Source organism: Sorangium sp. So ce406 (assembly GCF_051474675.1).
Classification (GTDB): Bacteria; Myxococcota_A; Polyangia; order Polyangiales; family Polyangiaceae; genus Sorangium; species Sorangium cellulosum_G.
This window is the reverse complement of sequence record NZ_CP150340.1, coordinates 7,982,816-8,004,665: the sequence shown is the minus strand read 5'-3', so window position 1 is coordinate 8,004,665 and position 21,850 is coordinate 7,982,816. Positions and strand designations below refer to the sequence as shown.

The window sequence follows — 21,850 nt, the reverse complement described above, 5'->3', positions numbered from 1 at the left end:
GCTGATGAGACGCACGTTTCGGGGTGAGCGTGGTCACCCGCGGCGTCCGTCGGGAGCTTGTTCGTACGGTGTACGGAATGGAGGGGGGAGCCCGCCGTCCCCGGCGGGACCTGGCGCAGCGAAGGGGTCGGTCGGATGGGCCGAGGGCATCGCGCTGGCGGGAGCCTGGTGCGTTGTGTCGTACGCGGCCCGCGCGAAGGGTGACGTCGCTGGATGCGATGGCGCTCCTCGACGGCGTGATCCTGCCGGACTGGGCGGTGGGGCGCGCCGGGCGCGGCGGCGACGCGCTTCGTGCCGTGCGGGCGTGCGGTGTGCGGGGAGCAAGGGTGAGGCGTTGAGTCCGCGGTCCCCTGTCCTCGGTGCCAGGGTGGAGGTACAGGGGACCGCTGGTGGGGAGAGGGGCTCACGACGTCACGTGAGCCTGGCGCTGCCCATCGGGCTCAGCGCTCGGGCACCTCGGCGCAGACGGCGTAGGTGGTCAGCGTGATGGACTGGCCCTTCTTGCCGTAGCCGCTCTCGAACACGGCGGTCGACGTCCAGCCGGCGCGGCCCTCGTCGGTCGCGTCGTACGGCGAGTTCTCGACAACCCTGCTGGTCGACTGCGCGGCGCCGGAGACCGCGAATCCGCCGCTGATCACGACCTCACCCGCCTTGCAGAGCGCCTTCACGTTGATGAACGCGCTGGTGGGGTCTGCCTGGCGCGTCACCGAGATGACGCGGATCTTGGCGAGTCCGGGCGACCCGGTCGGTCCCTGGGGGCCGATCCCGCCCCTGGGGCCGGCAGGACCCTGGAGGCCGCGCTCGCCCTTCGGGCCCGTGGGACCCTGGGGGCCGATCTCGCCCTTGGGGCCGGCAGGACCCTGAGGACCCCGCGCGCCGTCGACGCCCTTCAGGCCCTGCAGACCGCGCGTGCCGTCGGCGCCCTTGAGGCCTTGCGGACCGATCTCGCCCTTGAGGCCGGCGGGACCTTGAGGACCCCGCGCGCCGTCAACGCCCTTGAGGCCCTGGGGGCCGATCTCGCCCTTGGGGCCGGCAGGACCCTGGGGTCCACGCTCGCCCTGCGGGCCGCGCTCGCCCCTGGGGCCCACGGGGCCCTGAGGCCCGCGCGCGCCGTCGGCGCCCTTGAGGCCTTGCGGACCGATCTCGCCCTTGTGCCCGACCGGTCCCTGGGGACCCATTTCGCCCCTGGGGCCCACGGGGCCCTGAGGCCCGCGCGCGCCGTCGGCGCCCTTGAGGCCTTGCGGACCGATCTCGCCCTTGAGCCCCTGGGCACCCTGAGGCCCGTGCGCGCCGTCGGCGCCCTTGAGGCCCTGGGGTCCGATCTCACCCTTGGGTCCAGCCGGCCCCTGGAGACCACGCTCGCCCTGGGGACCGCGCTCGCCCTGGGGACCACGCTCGCCCTTGGGCCCTGCCGGCCCTTGCAGGCCCTGGGGACCCATCTCGCCCTTGGGTCCAGCCGGCCCCTGGAGACCACGCTCGCCCTGGGGGCCGCGCTCGCCCTTGGGCCCCGCCGGCCCTTGGAGCCCCTGCGGACCGATCTCGCCCTTGGGGCCCTGAGGACCGCGCGCGCCGTCAACGCCCTTGAGGCCCTGAGGGCCGATGGGGCCGATGAGGCCCTGAGGACCGCGCGCGCCGTCGACGCCCTTGAGGCCCTGCGGACCGATCTCGCCCTTGGGGCCCTGAGGACCGCGCGTGCCGTCGACGCCCTTGAGGCCCTGGGGGCCGATGGGGCCGATGGGGCCGATGGGGCCCTGAGGACCGCGCGCGCCGTCGACGCCCTTGAGGCCCTGCGGACCGATCTCGCCCTTGGGGCCCTGAGGACCGCGCGCGCCGTCGACGCCCTTGAAGCCCTGCGGACCGATCTCGCCCTTGGGGCCCTGAGGACCGCGCGCGCCGTCGACGCCCTTGAGGCCCTGGGGACCCATCTCGCCCTTGAGGCCCTGGAGGCCCTTTGCGCCGTCAACGCCCTTGAGACCCTGAGGGCCGACGAGCCCCGCCGGCCCCTGCGGGCCCGGCTCGCCGCGCTCGCCCTTGGGCCCCTGCGGACCCTGAGGACCGCGCGCGCCGTCGACGCCCTTGAGGCCCTGGGGACCGATCTCGCCCTTGAGGCCCTGGGGACCCATCGCGCCCTGGAGGCCCTTTGCGCCGTCAGTGCCCTTGAGACCCTGAGCTCCGACGAGCCCTGCCGGTCCCTGCGGGCCCGGCTCGCCGCGCTCGCCCTTGGGCCCCTGCGGACCGGGCTCGCCCTTGGGCCCCTGAGGACCGCGCGCGCCGTCGGCGCCCTTGAGGCCCTGGGGACCGATCTCGCCCTTGAGGCCCTGGGGACCTATCGCGCCCTGGAGGCCCTTTGCGCCGTCAGTGCCCTTGAGACCCTGAGCTCCGACGAGCCCCGCGGGTCCCTGCGCGCCCGGCTCGCCGCGCTCGCCCTTGGGGCCCTGCGGACCACGCTCGCCCTTGGGCCCCTGGGGTCCCATGGGGCCCGCGGGGCCCTGAGGACCGCGCGCGCCATCAGCGCCCTTGAGGCCCTGGGGACCGATCTCGCCCTTGAGGCCCTGGGGACCCATCGCGCCCTGGAGGCCCTTTGCGCCGTCAGCGCCCTTGAGGCCCTGAGCTCCGACGAACCCAGCCGGTCCCTGCGCGCCCGGCTCGCCGCGTTCGCCCTTCGGCCCCTGCGGGCCCGGCTCGCCCTTGGGCCCCTGGGGACCCTGAGGACCACGCGCGCCGTCAGCGCCCTTGAGGCCTTGCGGACCGATCTCGCCCTTGAGGCCCTGGGGACCCATCGAGCCCTGGAGTCCCTTTGCGCCGTCAGTGCCCTTGAGGCCCTGGGGTCCGACGAACCCCGCCGGTCCCTGCGCGCCCGGCTCGCCGCGCTCGCCCTTGGGACCCTGGGGCCCCTGCGGACCCGGCTCGCCCTTGGGCCCCTGAGGACCGCGCGCGCCGTCAGTGCCCTTGAGGCCTTGCGGACCGATCTCGCCCTTGAGGCCCTGGAGGCCCTTCGCGCCGTCAGTGCCCTTGAGACCCTGAGGTCCGACGAACCCCGCCGGTCCCTGCGCGCCCGGCTCGCCGCGCTCGCCCTTGGGACCCTGGGGCCCCTGCGGGCCCGGCTCGCCCTTGGGCCCCTGGGGACCCTGAGGACCGCGCGCGCCGTCAGTGCCCTTGAGGCCTTGCGGACCGATCTCGCCCTTGAGGCCCTGGAGGCCCTTTGCGCCGTCAGTGCCCTTGAGACCCTGAGGTCCGACGAACCCCGCCGGTCCCTGCGCGCCCGGCTCGCCGCGCTCGCCCTTGGGACCCTGGGGCCCCTGCGGCCCCTGGGGACCGGGCTCGCCCTTGGGACCCTGCGGGCCCTGAGGACCGCGCTCGCCCTTCATGAACTGCTGACCCACGAACCCCTTGCCGGGCTGGTAGACCAGATCCTCGGAGGCCTGGCACTGGTCCGGCCTCTCCACGGCCCGGAGCTGTCCTCCCTGCCGCTGCTTGCAGGCATAGGTCATGTTGGCGTCCGCGTTGGCCTGCTCTGCATCGCCGGCCCAGCCCACGCCTGCGCTGGCCATCACGCCCGCAAACCCGGCGAGGATTCCAGCAGAAACCGCGCTTGCTCGATACTTCCGCATGTGACTCCACCTTTCTCCCGATTCCGAGCTTCGATGAGCCCGATCCCGCAGGCAGTCGTGTTCAGATGAGGTGGAGCCCAGGAGGCGAATCAGCCGGGCGAAGGGCGACTTCGGGACAGAGATCCCCCCGCGCCCAGTCCCGCCTTGCTCGACGAGAGTCCCACCAGATACCGGCACGAAAAGTCAGGCCGATGCGTCGATGCGACACCCGAGTGGCCACGCCACGACGCGGGCGCAGCCAGATGCAGCCAGAGCGAGAAGGCTCCTGCCGCCGATACGCTCTGTCTTGAGCGATCCTAGGTTGATGGGGGCGGTTTACCAAGCCCCCCTGTTGAGGGGTTGACGGCCGCGATGATCAACGACGCTCCGCCGTCCATCCGTAGAGCGCTGTAGCCGCCGCGCCGCCCGCGACGAGAGATCGACGCCCCGCGTCCAGCGCGCGTCGCCCGGGCTCGTCGCAGGCTTCACGAGAGAAGAGAGGGAACCACAGAGGCACAGAGGGCACAGAGGAGAGAGGAGAGAGGAGAGACGAGAATGAAGGCTCTGGCCTTCGTGGTTCCTCGTCGCGGGACCTGCGCGAGGACAAAAGGAGCCACGGCGGCGCAGGGGGGCACAGAGGAGAGTGAGAGCTCTGTCCTCCGTGGTTCCGCTTCGTGGACTCGAGAGAGAAGAAAATGGACCACAGACGAGAGAGAATGAAAGCTCCGCGTGCTCCGTGGTTCCGCTTCTTCCCCGTGGACCAGGAGCGGAGGCGCGCGCCGAGAGCTCTCTGTCCTCTGTGCCCGCTGTGGTTCCTCTCCTTCCCCCTCAGGGAGCCAGGACAGGAACGGGGCGACGCGGCGCTCGCCGCGCGCGGCAGCGCGATCGGATCAAGAAAGCCGCCAGGACGCCAGGGACGCCAGGAAGACCCGCTGGTCCGAGCTCCTGGCGTCCCCGGCGCCCTGGCGGCTCGTCCCGATCTCGTCCGAGCGCCGCGCCGGAGCTGCGCTTTTCAGGACCACACGGAACAGGTCAAATTCCAACCTGGTGGCCCGACGCGGCGAGCGCCTCGGCGAAGTTCCGCGAGAGCGCGCGCGAGGCCTGCTCGTCGGGCACCCCGGCGTGGGCGACGAGCGCCGGATCGACGCCGCGCCGCGCCTCCTCCTCGAGCCCGGCGAGGGCGGCGCGCCGCGCCTCCTCAACGCGCCGACGCTCGGCGGGCGAGAGCCTCGGGCGCAGCCACGCGTCGAGCGCCCACGAGAGCTTCGCGTGCCGCACCTCGTCCCGGGCAATGCGCGTCATCACCCGCCGGACCAGGGGATCCCGCGCACAGCGGCCCTGCCACGTGCCGACCAGCGCGCCGTACGTCTCCCGCACGCACCCCTCCGCCGCGTTGTCGATCGCGAGGTCCTCCAGCGAGCGGACGGGCCTCGGCTCCACCCGCGGCGGCTCCCAGCGGCCGCCGTAGCGCGCCGAGAGGCGCCGCATCAGCCGCGCGTGCCGCACCTCGTCCCGACCGGCGAGGCGCGCCCGCTCCACGAGCGGACGCGGCGCCCGGTGCTGGACGAGCTCGCGCGCGAGCGCCTCGAACGCCCAGACGCTCGCCGCCTCGAGCTGCGCCACGTTCGCGAAATACGCGCCGACGCGCGTGGCGCCGCGGCCCGCCGTCCGCTGCAGCCCCGCCGGCCTGCGGCCGATGCAGACGCCGGACTCCGACGCGATCACCTCGGACTCCAGCTCCTGCACGCCGCCCTCGCCGACCGCGAGGACATAGAGCGTGCGCTCGACGGGATCACAGATCTTCGTGTGCCTCGTCGCGAGCACCTCGTACGCATCGCCGGCAGGCCGGACGCCGCCCTCGTCGGGGTGATCGCACCGGACGCTGTAATCCTCGAGCGACGCGGCGAGCACCGCGTCCGCAGGCGTGTTCACGGGGCCGAGCCACGCCCTCACCTCATCCTTCGCGTCGAGGACGAGCACCTCGTCGCCCGTGCTCACGATGAGGACGTGCGAAGGGCAGCTCCCGATGCACTCCCCCAGCGAGAACCCGCGGCTCGACGTGGCCGCCGCGATCTTCTCCTCGCACGCCGGCCTGTCCGTCGCCCCGGCGCACTTCACCCCCACGGAATCGAGCGTGCGCGTCCCCGTACCCGTCGGAGCGAGGAGCTCCCGCAGCTCGATGTAGTCGGCCGGATCCCCGGGCTCGATCCCCGCCAGGTACGGGGGGGCACCCGTGCTCCCGCACGCGACGCTGGTGAAGCCGTCGGTGTCGATGCCGCAAGCACCGACGAGCGGCGCCAGCGAGAGCGACAGGACATGATGCAGGATTTTGTCGATCGGGTTGGAAGAGGGCATATGCGCCCGCACAAAACAAGTTCTGTGCCGCTTCGAACAGCGCGCGGTTGTGGCGCGCTCGGCGCGAAAGCGGGCGCGTCCTGCCTGACGCCGGCGTCGCACCCGTGAACCGCGCGGCACAGCCCGACGAGGGCGGACGCCGGCGTGAACGCGCCGCGCGCGCCGCCGCGCGACACCGCGCGCGCGTGTCGCGCGGCGGCGGATACGCTAGAATCGAAGGATGCTTGGCCCTGAAACGAAACAGATCGACGAAGAGGCCGCCGTCCTCTCGACAGAACGCCTGAGCCTCCGCCCCCATCGGCCCTCCGACGTCCCGTTCATGATGGATCTGAACTCGGATCCGGAGGTGGTCCGCTACACGGGGGATACCGCGTTCGCGAGCGAGGGAGAGGCGCGCGCGGTGGTCGAGCGGCTGGCCCACCAGTTCCAGGCCTTCCGGATGGGGCGGTTCGTCGTCACGAGCCGGCAGACAGGGGAGAAGCTCGGATGGTGCGGGTTGAGGTGGCACGAGGACATCGCGTGCGCCGATCTGGGATACCGCTTCTTCCGGAAGCACTGGGGCCACGGGTACGCGAGCGAGGCCGGCGCGGCGTGCGTCCGCTACGCCTTCGAGGCGCTCGGCCTCCCGGGCCTCGTCGCGCACGCGATGCGCGAGAACGCGGCGTCGGTCAGGGTGCTGGAGAAGCTCGGATTCCGCCGGACGGGGCCGACCGTGTTCAAGGGCCTCGCGGCCGAGGGGTTCGAGCTGCCGAGAGAGGCTCACCCGGGCAGCAGGTAATCGAACGGCTCGCCCACGTTGCCGGCCCAGTCCGTCGGTCGCACGCAGAACCGGGCCGGCAGCTCGCTGGGATCGAGGAAGATGGGGAACCGCCTGTACCTTTGCCACTCGGCGGCCGGATCGTCGCAGTCGGTCGTCTCCGGCGGGCCGAAGCGGTAATCGAAGCCGGCGTGCTCCGGGTTGGAGAAGATCGGCTCGACGTGCATGCCCTCCACCGCGTCGCCGCCGCGCGAGAGCTCCGGCCGGCGCGTGGGCGGGGTCGTGTCGATCGTGGTGAGGACGACCGTGGGGAACGAGAGCGGCTGCCACGCGGCGTCGGGCGTCGCCGTCGAGCCGGCGACGACGCAGAGCAGGTGGACGCCCTCGCCCTCGGGTAACGACAGGCCCGACAGGTCCTGAGCGACCACCTTGATCGGCGCCGAGTAGCCCTCTTGACGGCGGCAGTCGACCTCGCCGGCGCGCCCGAGCTTGTAACGGAAGAAGCCGAGCGCGTCCCGCTCGCCCAGCGTGACAGCCCAGGTGTTCGTCGCGCCGGTGGTCGGATCGCTCGGCCGCTGGCGGGGCACGGGGTAGGTGAGCACGTCGAGCGCGCGGCCCGCGTCGAGCGGGCAGCCCTCGAGATCGAGCGCGAAGCGCCCGTCGACCCCGAAGCAGGCGCTCAGGCCGGTCACGTCGACAGCGTAGCTCGCGCCCTCGGCCGACACGCCGGGGGGCGCGTCGATCTCGCACGGCCTGCCGAGGAAGCAGTCGCCGTCGGGCGGGCTCCCCAGGGTCGTGGTGTTGACGATCGCATAGACCCGCTGCGCGTCGTCGAGCACCGGCGAGCCCGAGCTGCCGTTCGCGATGTCGGCGCAGCGATTCCGGTGCGCGCCGAACCAGTGCCAGCGGAACTCGACGATATCGAAGGTGCCCTCCTCGCTGCAGCGGGCGCGCCGAAGGAACTCCACGTCGAGCTGCGGGGCGCCGACGACCGACACGGGCGCTCCGGGAGGCGGCGCCGCGGCGGAGAGGCCGAGCGCGACGACGCCGCGCTCCGCGAGCGCGCCGACCGTGGCGTCGAGCTCGACCACCGCGAGGTCGGTGCCCTTCATCGTCGCATAGCGGATGGTCTTCGCCGGGACCGCCACCTGCGCGTCCGCGGTGTCGCTGAAGTAATTGAAGATCATCTGCAGCTCCGGGGTCGCCGCGGTGTCCACGTGCACCGCGTTGGCCGCGGCCTCCACGGCCCAGTCGTGGGTGCAGTGGGCGTTCGTCAGCACGTGCGCCGGCGCGTCGGGGCGCCCCGCAGGGTCGATGAGGAACGCCGTGCAGGCCCCGGAGCCGAGACCGCCGTTCAGCCGGCCCACCGCCCTGAGCGGCGCGTTGGCCTCGTCGAGCCCGCGGAGGAGCTCGGACCCTCCCGGCTGCGGCTCGCCGCCGCCGGCGCCGCCTCCGCCGGCGCTGGCGCCGCCTCCGCCGGCGCTGGCGCCGCCTCCGCCGGTCGCCGCGCCGCCCGCGCCGCCCGCGTCGCCTCCGCCGGCCCCCGCGCCGCCGGCGCCGCCGGCGCCGCCCGCTCCGCCCGCGCCGCCTGCGCCCCCCGGGGGCGACGAGGTTCCGCAGGACGAGGTGGCGCAGGAGAGGAGCCCTGCGGTGAGCAACGAGAGAAAACGCGGCGTCATGGATCGATCTCCTTGGATGGCGAGGCCCCTCCTCAGCTTACCCGCTGCGCGCGCGGCTCGCCCGGCACGATCCTGCGTCGCGCGTCCCGGGCCCCTGCGCGACGGCCGGCCGAGCGGCTCCTCCGCGGGGGGCCAGCCATCCGATCATCACTGGCCAGCGTACGCGACGCGGTAGATGACACCGCTCGTGTCGTCGCTCACGAGGAGCGACCCGTCCGGCAGCTGCAGGAGGCCGGCGGGGCGGCCGAAGACGGCTTGGCCGTCCTCGATGAGCCATCCGGTGATGAAATCCTCGAAGCCCTTCGGCTCGCGGGTCTCCTTGTCGAACAGGACGCGCACCACCTTGTAGCCGACCGCCGGATAACGATTCCAGGAGCCGCGCAGCGCGACGAACGCGTCGTTCCTGTACTCGTCAGGGAACTGATCGCCCGTGTAGAAGCGAAAATCGATGGGCGCGCTGTGCGCGTCATAGATGAGCTCCGCGGGCTCGGTGGTTTCGGCATATGCCTCCTTCGTCGTGTCGGGCGGATCATCCATGATCGGGTCGATCCCCCGTTCGCCAGGGCCGCTCGAGTAGACGTAGGGCCAGCCGTAGTCGTTGCCCCCGACGAGCCGGTTGAGCTCCTCGGGCGGCACCACGTTGCCGCGCTGATCGCTGCCGTGATCCATGCCCCAGAGCTCGTCGGTGCCCGGGTACCAGTCGAAGCCGATGGTGTTGCGGAGGCCCCTGGCGAACACGGAGCGTTCCTTCTGCGTCTGCGGCCCCAGCGACGGGTCGATGAGCAGGATGGCGGCGTGCTCGGGGTTCGTCTCCGTGCACGCATTGCAGCTGCTGCCGACCGAGAACAGGAGCGACGCCCCGTCCGGGGTGAAGCGCATCGTGCGCTTGCCGTGCTGACCGCCGTCGGGAAGATCGGTGATGAGCGCCGACGGGTCGCCGAGGCTGCCGTCCGCGTTGACGGGGGCGGCGTAAAGGGCCGTCGCCGTCGCCAGGTACATGGTCTCGCCGTCGGCGCTCGGCGCGATGCCGTGCAGCGTCGCGAAGCCCTCGCCCCCGGCGAACGCCGTCGTCGCCTCGTCTGCCACCCCGTCGTCGTCGGTGTCGCGTAACAGCTGCACGTCCCCGGGCGTCGGCCGCGTGACGTACACGCCGCCGCCGGGGGCGAGCTCCATCATGCGCGCATTGCCGACGTTCCTCGCGAACACGCTGATCGTGAACCCAGGCTTTACCTCGAGGTGCTCGAGGAGCTCGTCGGAGAACGGCAGCTCCTCCGGCCTGAAGGTGTTGTCATTCTCCGGGGTATAGCCGCCTTCCCCGGTGCCGCTCGCGCCGCCGGCGCCAGCGCCCTGGCCGCCGCCGCCCGATTGCGTGGTCTGTTCGTCCGGGGGCGCGCCGCCGCCGCCACCGGAGCCGGCCGTCGATCCGGCGGGCTGCACGCCGCTTTCATCGGAGCACGAGGGCGCGAGAACGAGAAGGAACAAGGCCGCAAGATGTCGTCTCATGCGTGCGCTCAAGGCACACCGCATACCCGCGCGCAGCGCATTGAAGGCAATGCCTGCCGTTGCGCCCAGGACGCGCCGCCCGCTGTGGCACAATGCGACTGGTAGCCTCGGCTGCGTGGCAGAACGGCGCGCGGGGATGGGAGATGAGCCCGCCGCTACTCGGCCTCGGCCGGGCGCAGCGGGAGCTCCACGATGAACGTGGCGCCGGCGCCAGGCTTGCTCTCGACGCGGATCGATCCGCCGTGCGCGGCCACGATCCAGCGCACGATGTAGAGCCCGAGGCCGAGACCGCCGAAGTTCCTGACCGACACCGCACGCTCGAAGCGCTCGAAGATCCTGGCCTGGTCGGCCTCCGCGATGCCGATGCCGTGATCGCGGACCACGAGCACCGCGCGATCGGCCTCCCTGCGCACGCCGACATGGATCAGGCTCCCCGCGCCGTACTTGGCCGCGTTCGACACGAGGTTGATGAGGATCTGCTCCACGCGGAACGGGTCCCAGTGCCCGATCACGGGCTCGTCGAGCTCGAGCTCGGTCGGGCAGCCGGCGCCCGCGAGCTGCTGGCTCATCCGCTCGATGACCTCGCGCGCCAGGGCCGCCAGGTCGACCGGCGCGCGCGCGAGCGTCAGCCGCCCGGCGCTCATCCGGGTCACGTCGAGCAGCTCGTCGATGAGGCGCCCGAGCCGCGCGAGCTGGCGGTTCAGGATCTGGATCGTCCCCTCGAGCCGCTCCGGGGAGAGCTCCGCGCGCTCGCGGCGGCGGAGCTGCCGCTCGACGAGCTGCGCCTGCATCAGCAGCGAGGTCAGCGGCGTCTTGAGCTCGTGGGACGCGACGAGGAGGAACTCGTCCCGCCGCGCGATGGCCGCCTGCGCCTCGGCGTACAGGCGGGCGTTGTCGAGCGCGAACGCCGCGCGGCGGCCGAGCTCCTCGGCCTGCTGCAGCTCGGCGGGGCCGTAGCGGCGCAGGGGCGCGGTCGCGAGCAGGGTCATGACCCCGAAGTACCTGTCGCGCGCGAGGAGGGGGACGCGGAGGAACGCGTGGACGCCGAGCTGCTGCAAGGCGGGCGCGGCGCCGCCGTCGCCCACCTCGGGCCGGGCCGGCGACGCCGCCGCGAGCGAGTGCAGCGCGCTCTTCAGCGCCTCGACCCGATCGGCAGGCACCCCCGCGACGGCGGCGTCGCCCGGCGCGCCCTCGTCGAGGGACGCCTCGACGACGCACTGATCGGCCAGCTCCGGCACGGCGAGCTGCGCCACGCTCTCGAAGGTGGCGCTGTAGCCCAGCGTCATCAGCTTGCGGCTCGCGTCGGCCAGGAAGCGCTCGGCCTGCTCGGCCCGCTTGCGCTCGGTGATGTCGGTGGAGATGCCGCAGAGCACGCCGGGCCTGACGGCCTCGCCGAGCGGGAACTTGAACGACAGGAAGGTGTGCAGCCCGTCCTCCAGCAAGATCTCCTCCTCGCACTCCAGCGCCTCGCCCGCGTCGAACACCCGCCGGTCGTTGCCCCGGAGGGTCTCGGCGGCCGCAGCAGGAAAGCACTCGGCGTCGGTCTTTCCGAGGATCTCGTGGATCGACACGCCCAGGATGCGGCCCGCTTGACGGTTGGCGAGCAGATACCGGCCCTCGCGGTCCTTGAGGTAGATGGCCGCCGCCGACTTGTCGACGATCGCCTGGAGCGTGGCCTGGTTGGCCCGGAGCTCCCGCTCGGCGCGCCGCCGCTCGGCGTTCTCCTGCTCGATCTCGGCGTAGAGCATGGCGTTCTCCAGCGAGATGGCCGACTGCGAGGCGATGAGCTCGAGCACGCTGAGCCGCGCGGGGGTGAAGGCGCCGGTGACGAGCTTGTTCTCGAGGTAGAGCAGGCCGAGCAGCCGGTCCTGCCGCACGATGGGGAGGCACAGCACCGACCTCGGCCTGCTCTGCGTGAAATAGGCGTCCTCCTGGAACGGGTGCCTGACCGAGGCGTCGTCGAGGAGCACGCGGTCGTGGCTGCGGCGGACGTAGTTGAGGATGGATCGGGGCAGCGCGGCCGCCGAGGCCTGCTCCGCGCCGAGCAGCCGCGCCACCCCGCCGTGCGCCGTGACGGCGGCCGCGGTCGACAGGCGGTCGTCCCGGGCGAGGAGCACATAGCCCTCCTCGGCGCCGGCGTGCTCGATCACGATGCGCAGGAGCATCTCGAGCAGGCGTGCGAGCTTGAGCTCGCCGGAGATGCTCTGCGAGGCCTTGACCACGGACAGGACGTCGAACTGCTCGGCGCGCACGGCGAAGGTGACGGTGGGGGCCATGGGCCTGCGCTCGACGAGGTGGGGATAGCGCTGATCGAGCTGCTCGACCTTGGCGTGAGCGCCCCAGCGGAAGTAGCCGGCGCGGGCCTTCTGCAGGTAGGCGTCGGCGGGCGTGGTGAGGTCGCGCGCTCGATAGAACGCCGCGGCGAGCTCGCAGGCGATGGCCTCGTGCTGGACGAAGCCGCCCTCCCGCGCCGACGAGATGGCGTGTTCGTAACACCGGCTGGCCTCGGGCTCCTGCCCCGTGAGCCGGGCGATCTCGGCGCGGACCAGGGCGTGCTTGTGGAGGAAGTTGTCGGGGCAGCTCTCCGCCCATTCGCCGAGCTGCCGCTCGCAGTCGAGGAGTCCGGCGGGGAGCTCCCGCTCCGGCGAGGACGGCGCCTCGTCGCAGAGGGCGGCGAGCGCGAGCGCGCGATAATAGACGCTCTCGGCCGTCAGCGCGTTCGCGTCGAACTTCCATCGGTCATCGACGAGCACCCGGGCCGTCGCCGCGAGCGCCTCCCGGGGCGACCCGAGCACGAACAGGCCCTGCGCCTTCATGCCGTGGTACAGGCCGTGAATGCTGTCCTTGTCCCCCGGCGGGAGGCGGGCCTCGAACTCCGCCTGATCCAGCTCGGAGCCGTCCAGCATCGAGAAATGGACCGGCCGCCCGCGCAGCGTCTGCACGAGGTGCCGGAGGCCGAGGAGGATGTCGTGCGCGAACGCGTAACCGGCCTTGCGCACGAAGCCGAGGCGGTCCTCGGTCTGGTGGAGGACATCCTCCAGCGGCTCCCCGCAGAGCAGCGGGAACAGCGGCGACCAGATGCAGTTGTAACAGGCGTTGTTCCAGTCACCGCCCTCCACCGCGGCGCTGAAGCCGAGGCGAGCATAGCTAAAGGTCTCCCTGTAGTGGCGCGTCCAGAAGACGATCTGCTGTCCGAACAGCGTGAACACCGAGCCCTTCGCGGTGAGGGACTGGCCCCTGTCCGCCAGGTCGTGGGCGAGCTTGCCGAACCGATAAGCCTCCTCGTATCGCCCGAACCACGGGCCGAGCACCCGCGCGAAGGCGGTGTACGCCTGCGCGGAGGCCTCGGCGTTGCCGTGGCGCAGGCTGAGCTTGACCATGCGCGCGACGAGCAGATAGTGCAGGTTCTGGTCCACGAAGTAAGCAGGGATGGCGACGCCCATCAGGACGCTCACCGCGACCTTGATCTCCGGGTGCGCCATCGGGGGCAGGTGGATGAGATCCTCGATCGGCCGGTCGCCGAGGGCCTGCAGGACGCTCTCGGTCTCCTCCTCGATCTGCGCATCGGAGACATGGAGCGGCAGGTCGATGTCCCAGGCGCGCAGGCACGACAGCCCGATCTCCACGGCGCGGGCGCACTGCCCGCGGGTCACGTTCAGCGCGACGGCGATCTCGACCACGGCGGCCCGCTCGATCGGGGTCCTCGCGCGATCGATGAGCTCCCCGAGCAGCCGCTCGGCGTCCTCGAAGCTGCCGGTGACGTACGCGGCGCGCGCGCGCTCGAAGGTCAGGCTGTAGGTCAGATCGTACTGCGCCTCCCAGCGGTCGTCCGAGAGCAGGGCCATGCCGGCGGCGAAGAGGGCGGCGGCGGACTCGTAGGCCGCCGCGGCCTTGGCCCTCCTGCCGGCGCGGAGGTTCAGCGCGGCGAGCTCGTCCCGCTCCGCCCGCGAGCGGAGGAGCGCGGCGCCGCGGTTGAGGTGGTCCACGACGTCGAAGAGCGCGTCGTCGCGCTCTTCGACGCGCCGCCCCCTCAGGAGCAGCCGGCCGATGCAGAGGTGCATCTCGGGGAGCTGCGCCGCCGGGATGAGCGCGTAGGCGGCCTGCCGCACCCGGTCGTGGAGGAACCTGTAGGAGCCGTCCCGGCGGAGGATCAACCCCTCCTGCTCGGCCTCCGCGAGGGCCTCGCCGAGCTCCTGGAGCGGACGGTTCGCGACGACAGCGAGGGTGTCGCCGGTCAGGCTGCTGCCGAGGCACGCGGCGAGCTTGAGCGCGTCCTGCGCGCGGCCCGAGAGCCGCTTCAGCTTCCCCGAGAGCAGCTCGACGACGTTGTCGGTGAAGCCCTTGTCGCGGATCGCGGCCGTGTCCCACCGCCACGCGCGCTCCTCCGCGTCGAAGGCGATGAGCCCCTCTTCGTGCAGCGCGATCAGGAACTGGATCACGAAGAAGGGGTTGCCGCCGGTCTTCTCGTGGATCAGCGCGGCGAGCGGCTCGACCTTCTCGGGCCGGGCGTGGACCGCCTCCGCGACGAGCGCCCCGACGTGCGCGGTGGACAGCGGCGCGAGGACGATGTCGGAGATCGAGGCGCCGCGCTTCTGCGCGTCGGCCAGGACGAGCGACAGCGGGTGCGCCGGCCCGACCTCGTTGTCCCGGAAGGCGCCCACGAGCAGGAGGTGCCCGGCCTCGGCGTAGGTGACGAGCTGCTCGAGGAGCTGGAGGCTGCCGGCGTCGGCCCACTGCAAGTCGTCGAGGAAGAGGACCACGGGGTGCTCCCGCTGCACGCACGCCGCGACGAAGCGCTGGAGCGTGGCGTGGAACCGGCGCCGGGCATCGGGGGCCGGGAGCTCGGGCACGGGGGGCTGCGGGCCGAGCAGCAGCTCCAGCTCGGGGAGCACGTCGACGAGCAGCCGGCCGTTCGGGCCGAGGGCCTCCCGGAGGCGCTGCTTCCAGCGCTCGATCTGCTCCTCGCTCACGCACAGGATCTCCTGCACGAGCCCCCGGAAGGCCTGGAGGAACGCGAGGTAGGGGATGTCCCTCCTGAGCTGATCGAACTTGCCGGACAGGAAGAAGCCCCGCTCCCGCGCCACCGGCCCGCGCAGCTCGGCGACGAGCGACGACTTGCCGATGCCCGAGTAGCCCGACACCAGCACGAGCTCCGGCCGGCCCTGCGCCGCCACCCGATCGAGCGCGTCGAGCAGCGCCTCGACCTCGCGCTCGCGGCCGTAGAGCCGCTGCGGGATCTGGAACCGGTCGGAGACGTCGCGCAGGCCGAGCGCGAACGGCTCGACCGTGCCGCCTGTCCGCCACCGGGAGAAGCACTGCTCCAGATCGTGCCGCAGGCCGAGCGCGCTCTGGTAACGCTCGTCTGCGGCCTTGGCGAGCAGCTTGAGCACGATCGCCGACAGCAGCGGGGGGATCGAGGGCACGACCGCGTGCGGCGGGCGCGGCCTCTGCGCGATGTGGCAATGCACCCATTCCACGGGATCGCTGGCGTGGAAGGGCAGGGTGCCCGCCAGCATCTCGTAGAAGGTCACGCCGAGGGAATACAGGTCCGCGCGCTCGTCGACCCAGCGGTTCATCCGGCCTGTCTGCTCGGGCGCCATGTACGCGAGCGTCCCCTCGATGAGCGCGTCGTGGGCGGGGGCGCGCGACTGGCGGGAGGCCAGGCAGGCGATCCCGAGATCGGTGATCTTCACCTCCCCGGTCTCGGGGTTATGAAGCAGGTTCTGAGGCTTGATGTCCTTGTGAATGACGTGATGTCGGTGCAGCTCGGCGAGCGCGCCGGCGAGGCGGAGGGCGAGGGGAAAGAAGCGATCGAGCGGCAGCGGCCCGTCGATGAGCTGGTCGAGCGAGCGGCCGCCGAAGTCCTCGAGGATCAGCGCGACCTGGTCGCCGTACGCCTCGATCGCGCGCGGCTTGACGACGGCCGGCGTGTCGAGCGTCCCGGCGATCTCGTGCTCGTGGTGCAGCCGGCCGAGGGCGCGCGGGCTCGCGTGGTCGCGCCGCAGGACCTTGAGCACAACCGGTCGACCGTCCTGCCGATGCCGCGCTCGGTAGAGGATCGTGTCTGCCCCTTGGTGCAGGACCTCCAGCACGAGATAGCGTGAACGATCGGGCATAGGGAGATCCTAGAAGGCCGGAGCGGCCTCCCGGGCGCCAGCGTCGATGGGATGTTGCCAAAAGCGCCGCGCTTCGCCACGGACAAATGGCGGCGCGCTCTCGCGCACAGGCTGACCGCCCGCAGCGAACGCCTACGCTGTTGGGCGCAGAGAGCCCGGACCTTCCGTATCCGTCTCGGCCGGATGCGAGGGAGCTCCACGAGGAACGTGGCGCCGGCGCCAGGTTTGCTCTCGACGCGGAGGGTGCCGCCGTGCGAGGTCACGGTCCAGCGCACGATGTAGAGCCCGTGTTGATACCGTGTTGATACGGAGATCGAGCTTCAACGCGCCGGCAAGAGGACGCGCGCTCCGCGAGCGAGCGTCACGCTGTCCACGTGGCCCATCAGAGGTCGCTCCGGCAGGACGACGTGAAAGTGCGTGTTCGACCCCATGTGCGTGAAGACGCCGTGGTGGCGCTTCGAGAAGAAGCCCACCAGCGTCCCTTCGGCCGCGGGGAGCGTTCCGCTCACGGACGCCCGGACATGGTCCGCGTGCCCGCCGCCGGGGGCGAGCTTCCTCCCGTCGATGACATGCCAGCTCAGGTCGCGGAAGCTCCCCCGCACCTGGACCGGGACGGCGTCCTCCGCGTCGATGCCGCGCTCCCGCAGTAAGGCCTCGATGCGCGCGTCGATCTGCCCGTCCGGCACGTCGGCGTCGAGCGTCGCCTCCTGCCAGCGCGCGACGCTCGCCACCACGAAGAGCGCCGCCTGCTCCTCCGCCCCCGCGGGGCGGACGTCGAGCGTCCCGTCGTCGCGCGCATAGGACGTCCAGATCGCGTCGTCGACGACGGTCACCTCGCCGCGCAGCTCGCTGAGCGCGCCGACGCCGAACGCGTGCGGGCCCGGGACGACGTCGCCGATGCGCACGGCGGGCCCCGTCTGCCCCTCGTGCATGATCGCGCGGAGCGCGCCGAACGAGCGGACCGACACCGCGGCCGGCGCGCTCCGCGCGGACCCCGCGGCGGTCTCTCCCGAGGGCGCGCAGGCCGCGATCGAGGACAGGAGAAGGGCTCCGACAGGAACGCTAGCTCGCCTCGCTCGCATGGGATGGCTCCTCGGTCGCGCGCCGGAGCGCGCTGTTCAAGATGTGCAGGGCGCGCACCACGGCGTCGCGCTCCGCGCAGGGGATGGCGTCCAGGATCGACTGGAACCGCAGCAGGCTCTGCTCTTCCAGCCTGCCCGCCAGGCGGCGCCCGGCCGCGGTGAGCCGCAGGCGGCGGACCCGCCCGTCCGCCTCGCTGACGTCCTGCGCCACGCGGCCGTCGTCGCGGAGGCGCTGTATCAGCCGGGTGACGTTGCTCTTGTCGACGCCGAGCGCCCTCCGCAGGTCGCTCTGCGAGAGCTGCACGCCCGCCTGCTCGGCCTCGGCGAGGATCGCCAGGGCGTGCGCCTCGCGCGGCGCCACCTCGACGCCGCAGGGCGTGCGCTCCTCGTCCAGCAGCCCGAACCCGCGCACGAAGGCGCGCACCTCGGAGCGGAGCTCTCTCATGGTCACCACGCCAGGTGAGCACGGATAGTTGCGCATGGCAACCATTTCGTTGCGTAGAGCAACCATCTCCTCAACGCCGCGGGGCGTCCCCGGCGCCGGGCGCGGGGGCGCCGCGGCGGGCCCCGGCGGCTATGCGCTGGAGCCAGGGGGCGGCTGCGTGCGCGAGAGCTCGTCGGGGTACCGCTGGAACCACGACGACAGCAGCAGCACCTCGTCGATCTCGCCGAGCGGCACCGGCGCGGCCGCGGGCTCGACGGGGCCGAAGACGTCGGCCGCGAGCCGGGCGAGCGCGCGGTGATCGTCGTCCGAGCGCGGCGCGGGGACCTCGGCGCGGACGCTGCCGCGGCGGACGAGGTAGACGCGGTCGTCGCCCTCGTGGCCGGGGACGGTGTAGAGGAACGAGAGCGACCCGAGCGCGAAGCGGAGCCGCTGGAGCTCCCCGCGCAGGGCGGTGAGGCGCTGGATCCTGTCGCGCAGCGCCGCGGCGCGCTCGAACTCGGCGCGCTCGCGGCACGCCTCCATCTCGTCGCGGAAGCGGCCGATCGGGCCCTCGCTGTGGCCCTCGAGGAAGGCGCGGGCGAGCGCGACGCGGTCGGCGTACTCCCGCGACGAGCAGCCCGCGACGCAGGGGCCGAGGCAGCGCTTGATCTCGTAGCGGATGCAGCCGGGCGTGCGGCGCTCCAGCGAGAAGAGCGATCGCTGGTCGTCGAAGCGCATCGGCACGTCCTCGGCGCAGTCGCGCAGCCCGAGCGCGTTGGAGAGCGCGCGCACGGCCTCGCGGACGCGTCCCGCGCCCGTGAACGGGCCATAGTAGAGCGCGCCGGGGTCGCGCGCGGGGCCGCGCACGACATGGAGCTTCGGCGCCGGCCCCCGCGTGACCTTGATGAAGGCGTAGCGCTTGAGGTCGCGCTTCATGGCCACGTTGAAGCGCGGCCGCAGGCGCCGGATGAGCCTGAGCTCGGCGAGGAGCGCCGCGAACTCGCTCGGACAGTACTCCCACGCAACATGGCTCGTCGCCCGCAGGATGCGCGCGCCCTTCTCCTCGGGGTCGCAGCGGAAATAGCCGAGCAGCCGCGTGCGCACCCGCTTCGATTTGCCGACGTAGAGGACCGAGCCGTCCTCGCCGAACATGCGGTAGACGCCGGGCCGGTTCTCGGCGCCCGCGCGCACGAAGCCGCGGAGCAGCGCGAGCCGCTCTTCGTCGGCAGGTCCCTTCCGCGCCGGGAGCAGCGCCTCGCGCGACATCGGCGCATGTTCTTGCCAGTCCATGGCGGCCGCGCAAGGCGGGCTGCGCGCGGGGGCGGCGTCGACAGGCGAGCTCGGGAGACGCGGGAGGCGAGCTCAGGAGATGCGGAGTGAGCGTCCGTCGACCGGCGAGCCCGGGCACCGCCGTCCACGCCTGCCGGCTCTACCTCGTGGCGCGCCGGAGCGAGCGCGACGCACGATGGGAGCGCGCGTCGGGGCTGGATGGGCGCTGTCCTGCTCAAGCGGCGCTCTCGGCCGCCTTGAGCTTGCCGCGCTGTGCGCCGGAGCGCTCCGCGGCGCCGGCGTCGACGCGCGCAGCGAGCATCGGGCGGAACGCCGCGCGGTACGCGTAGGCGAGGTAGATCTCGAGGGCGAGGACGAGCCACGCGACAGGGTTCGGCGGCGTGAGGAAGGTGTGGAACGCGACGATGTTCACGACGATGGGCGCGAGGAGCGCCAGCGCGAGCGGGACGTAGCGGTTCGAGAGCAGGAGGGCGCCCGCGACGACCTCGGTGCCCTTGAGCAGCGGGAGCAGGTACCCGCTCGCCGCCAGCGCGCCGGCGAAGCTGGCGGCGGCCTCCGGGATCGGCGGCTGCGGCAGGAACTGCAGGAAGCCGTTGAGCCCGAAGACGAGGAACACGAGCCCCTGGAGCGTGCGGGCGGCGGCGGGAGCGAAACGTTTGATGTTGTTCATGACACGAGCCTCGCTGGGTGAGGCGGGCTCTCCCGGTCGGAGCGCCCGCCCCCCTGATGTGGTCGCTCGCGGCGCCCGGTGCTATTGTGCAACGGTTCAACTCAGCGTTGCGCCAGCGCAACGTGACCGGTGCAACACGGCCGGCGCGTCCCGACCGGGGCCACCAGGCCGCAGCTGCCTCGCAGGAGGCGCTTCCACCCCCGCGAGGTCCCCGCATGCCTTCCCCCCGCGCGACAGCCCGACCCCAGCCGCCCCGGGCGCCCCAGCTCGACGAGATCGCCGCCTTCGCCCGGGTGGCGGAGCTGGGCTCGTTCACGGCCGCGGCCGCGCAGCTCGGCGTCCCGAAGTCGACGGTGAGCCGCGCGGTGACGCGCCTGGAGGAGGGCCTCAAGGTGCGGCTGCTCCAGCGGTCGCCGCGCGCCGTGGCGCTGACGGACGCGGGCCGCCGCTTCTTCGGCGACGTGGCGCCGCACATCGCCGGCCTGCGCGACGCCGCGCGGGCGCTCGACGCCTACCAGGGCCAGCCGCAGGGCCTGATCCGGCTGAGCGCGCCGCCCGACAGCGGAGGGTCGTTTCTGGGCGAGATGCTGGTCGAGCTCAGCGCGCGCCATCCGCTGCTCTCCGTCGAGGTGGACCTGTCCTCTCGCCAGGTGGATCTGGTGCGCGAGGGCTTCGACGTGGCGCTGCGGGCGACGCGCGAGCTCCCGGACTCGTCGCTGGTCGCGCGCAAGCTGCTCGACTCCGACGTGCAGCTCTTCGCTGCCCCCTCGTACCTCGCGCGCCGCGGCCTCCCCCGCGCGATGGACGAGCTGGCCGAGCACGAGCGGGTGATGTTCCTTCCGGGCGCCCGGCGCGGCCAGTGGCCCCTCGACCACGCGGACGCCGTCTGCAATGCGATGGCGACCGGGCGCATCGCCACCGACAACTTCCAGCTCATCCGCTCGGTGCTCCGCGCGGGCGGCGGCATCGGGCCGCTCCCGCGCCTCCTCGCCGCGCCCGACCTGGCGAGCGGGCGCCTCGTCCATGTGCTGCCCGAGTGGTCGGAGCGCGCGGGGACCCTGTACCTCGTCTACCCCAGCGCGCGCCACGTGGCGCGGAACGTCGCTGTGTTCCGCGACTTCGTCGTGGCCTGGGTGAAGCGGCTGGCGTGAGCGCGGCGGCCGGCTCGCGCGCCCACCTCGCCGCGGCGCTCGACAGAAGAGAGATTTCAACGCCAAGGCGCAAAGGCGCCAAGGCACAAAAATGCATGGCAATTGTTGAGCTCGGCGAGCCCGAGCCCGCGACGCCCGTATCGGCGGCTCACCGGTCGAAGGCGAAGAGCACCAGCGTGGTCTGGTCGAGGCTGAAGGGATAGAACCCGGCGGCATAGCAGCCGATGAGCGGGTGGAAAGGGTTCCCCTCGAGATCATCGCTGCCCTCGGCCAGCTGCCACTCGATGCACTCGAGGGCATCCATGTAAGCGTAGGCGAGATACCAGCGCGCGGGCTCCACGCCGTCGCGCGGCAAGCGCGCCTCGACGTCGAGATCTGGAGAGAGCTTGTTCCAGAGCACGAGGTCGCCGACGCGGAGGAACAGATCCCCGGGGCGAGGCGCCGCGCCGGTCTGGAGGTCCACGCAGTGCTTTGCCTGATCTTGCAGCGTCCAGCCGCGAGCCTTCGAGTGGCGCGATGACAGCGGCTTCAGCGCCGAGAACTTCCAGTCCCACGGCTGTTTGCACACGCGATCGCGGAGCGCGGTGAACTCCCGCCAGCCGCCCCGGGCCGATCGCGTCTCCACGGCGGCCGGAAAGACCTCCGGCAGGTGCGTCCGCGCGCGCACGTTGTGCTCCCTCAGGAGCCGCGCCGCCCGCGCTTCCGCCGCCGGATCGCGCGGCGGAACGAACCAGTCGGTGGCCGCCCACTCGGCGAGGATCTGCCGGATCGACGCGGTCGCCGCCCCGTACTCGCGCTCGGCCGGATCGAAGTCGAGCGTCCCTCTCACGGCGAGAACCTCCCGAGCGTCGTCCTTCGCCCGTCGTGCTCCAGGCGAACCAGCGCGACGCCCTCCTCGCCGCCGGCGATGCCGACGCCGGACACGAGCGATCCGATGACGGGGGAGAGCTCGGTTGTTCCCAGCATGTAGATGCGCCCGGCGGGGATCAGCTCCTCGACCGCCTCGCGGAGCGCGCGCACGGCCTCGCCGAAATCGACGGTCGTGTCGCCGAGCTTGCGGCGCGCGAGCGCGACGATGCGTCGATCGCGCTCGCTGAGCGCGATCCCGTCGAGCGGCTCGGTTCGCCGCCGGATGCCGGAATCGCCGCGCGCTACAGACCCGGAGATTCGCCTGGATACGAGCTCGCTCCCGGGGCCGGTGAAGACGGGGATCACACGAAGGTTCTACACCCC

General features: G+C 72.6%; 13 protein-coding genes. 2 read left to right on the top strand and 11 right to left on the bottom strand.

What is annotated here, in order from left to right; all coding sequences use genetic code 11:
• Positions 1–440: 440 nt before the first annotated feature.
• Entirely contained in the window at positions 441–3,551 is a 3,111-nt protein-coding gene (locus WME96_RS29675; protein WP_437284959.1) for a collagen-like protein, read from the bottom strand.
• Between the two features lie 1,071 nt (positions 3,552–4,622).
• A complete protein-coding gene (locus WME96_RS29670) occupies positions 4,623–5,945 on the bottom strand; it encodes a ferritin-like domain-containing protein (protein ID WP_437284958.1) in 1,323 nt (440 codons plus the stop codon).
• Between the two features lie 220 nt (positions 5,946–6,165).
• On the opposite strand from WME96_RS29670, the gene WME96_RS29665 reads away from it, so the two are divergent.
• Entirely contained in the window at positions 6,166–6,723 is a 558-nt protein-coding gene (locus WME96_RS29665; protein WP_437284957.1) for a GNAT family N-acetyltransferase, read from the top strand.
• Here WME96_RS29665 and WME96_RS29660 read toward each other — a convergent pair.
• The 7 genes from WME96_RS29660 to WME96_RS29630 all read right to left on the bottom strand — a co-directional run bounded on the left by WME96_RS29660 (position 6,705) and on the right by WME96_RS29630 (position 19,466).
• On the bottom strand, positions 6,705–8,381 hold the full coding sequence (locus WME96_RS29660) for a trypsin-like serine peptidase (RefSeq protein ID WP_437284956.1): 1,677 nt from the start codon (positions 8,379–8,381) through the stop codon (positions 6,705–6,707). The two genes, WME96_RS29665 and WME96_RS29660, sit on opposite strands and share 19 nt — an antisense overlap.
• Positions 8,382–8,528: 147 nt before the next feature.
• Positions 8,529–9,818, bottom strand: a complete 1,290-nt coding sequence (locus WME96_RS29655; protein ID WP_437284955.1) for a PQQ-dependent sugar dehydrogenase — start codon at positions 9,816–9,818, stop codon at positions 8,529–8,531.
• A gap of 221 nt (positions 9,819–10,039) precedes the next feature.
• The gene (locus WME96_RS29650) at positions 10,040–16,000 is read right to left on the bottom strand and encodes an AAA family ATPase (protein WP_437284954.1); all 5,961 of its coding nucleotides are present in this window, start codon (positions 15,998–16,000) and stop codon (positions 10,040–10,042) included.
• Between the two features lie 320 nt (positions 16,001–16,320).
• Positions 16,321–17,082 carry an acetolactate decarboxylase gene (locus tag WME96_RS29645; protein ID WP_437284953.1) on the bottom strand — a complete coding sequence of 254 codons (762 nt, stop codon included), beginning with the start codon at positions 17,080–17,082 and terminating at the stop codon, positions 16,321–16,323.
• Entirely contained in the window at positions 17,063–17,527 is a 465-nt protein-coding gene (locus WME96_RS29640) for a MarR family winged helix-turn-helix transcriptional regulator (RefSeq protein WP_437284952.1), read from the bottom strand. The genes WME96_RS29645 and WME96_RS29640 overlap by 20 nt, the downstream gene beginning before the upstream one ends.
• 129 nt (positions 17,528–17,656) lie before the next feature.
• Positions 17,657–18,796: a GIY-YIG nuclease family protein gene (locus WME96_RS29635; protein WP_437284951.1), complete on the bottom strand. Its 1,140-nt coding sequence runs from the start codon at positions 18,794–18,796 to the stop codon at positions 17,657–17,659.
• Positions 18,797–19,010: 214 nt separating this feature from the next.
• Positions 19,011–19,466 carry a DoxX family protein gene (locus WME96_RS29630; protein ID WP_437284950.1) on the bottom strand — a complete coding sequence of 152 codons (456 nt, stop codon included), beginning with the start codon at positions 19,464–19,466 and terminating at the stop codon, positions 19,011–19,013.
• 215 nt (positions 19,467–19,681) lie between these two features.
• Here WME96_RS29630 and WME96_RS29625 point away from each other — a divergent pair, with 215 nt between their 5' ends.
• A complete protein-coding gene (locus WME96_RS29625; RefSeq protein ID WP_437284949.1) occupies positions 19,682–20,617 on the top strand; it encodes a LysR family transcriptional regulator in 936 nt (311 codons plus the stop codon).
• 148 nt (positions 20,618–20,765) lie between these two features.
• Here WME96_RS29625 and WME96_RS29620 read toward each other — a convergent pair whose 3' ends face one another.
• Positions 20,766–21,446: a hypothetical protein gene (locus WME96_RS29620; RefSeq protein WP_437284948.1), complete on the bottom strand. Its 681-nt coding sequence runs from the start codon at positions 21,444–21,446 to the stop codon at positions 20,766–20,768.
• The gene (locus WME96_RS29615) at positions 21,443–21,832 is read right to left on the bottom strand and encodes a hypothetical protein (protein ID WP_437284947.1); all 390 of its coding nucleotides are present in this window, start codon (positions 21,830–21,832) and stop codon (positions 21,443–21,445) included. The genes WME96_RS29620 and WME96_RS29615 overlap by 4 nt, the downstream gene beginning before the upstream one ends.
• Positions 21,833–21,850: the final 18 nt, after the last annotated feature.

What these genes read in the sequence shown, in the direction of transcription:
- WME96_RS29670 (WP_437284958.1), bottom strand. Translation starts at nt 5,945, where the DNA reads ATGCCCTCTTCCAACCCGATCGACAAAATCCTGCATCATGTCCTGTCG.
- WME96_RS29660 (WP_437284956.1), bottom strand. Translation starts at nt 8,381, where the DNA reads ATGACGCCGCGTTTTCTCTCGTTGCTCACCGCAGGGCTCCTCTCCTGC.
- WME96_RS29630 (WP_437284950.1), bottom strand. Translation starts at nt 19,466, where the DNA reads ATGAACAACATCAAACGTTTCGCTCCCGCCGCCGCCCGCACGCTCCAG.
- WME96_RS29675 (WP_437284959.1), bottom strand. Translation starts at nt 3,551, where the DNA reads ATGGCCAGCGCAGGCGTGGGCTGGGCCGGCGATGCAGAGCAGGCCAAC.
- WME96_RS29650 (WP_437284954.1), bottom strand. Translation starts at nt 16,000, where the DNA reads ATGCCCGATCGTTCACGCTATCTCGTGCTGGAGGTCCTGCACCAAGGG.
- WME96_RS29665 (WP_437284957.1), top strand. Translation starts at nt 6,166, where the DNA reads ATGCTTGGCCCTGAAACGAAACAGATCGACGAAGAGGCCGCCGTCCTC.
- WME96_RS29640 (WP_437284952.1), bottom strand. Translation starts at nt 17,527, where the DNA reads ATGAGAGAGCTCCGCTCCGAGGTGCGCGCCTTCGTGCGCGGGTTCGGG.
- WME96_RS29645 (WP_437284953.1), bottom strand. Translation starts at nt 17,082, where the DNA reads ATGCGAGCGAGGCGAGCTAGCGTTCCTGTCGGAGCCCTTCTCCTGTCC.
- WME96_RS29635 (WP_437284951.1), bottom strand. Translation starts at nt 18,796, where the DNA reads ATGGACTGGCAAGAACATGCGCCGATGTCGCGCGAGGCGCTGCTCCCG.
- WME96_RS29625 (WP_437284949.1), top strand. Translation starts at nt 19,682, where the DNA reads ATGCCTTCCCCCCGCGCGACAGCCCGACCCCAGCCGCCCCGGGCGCCC.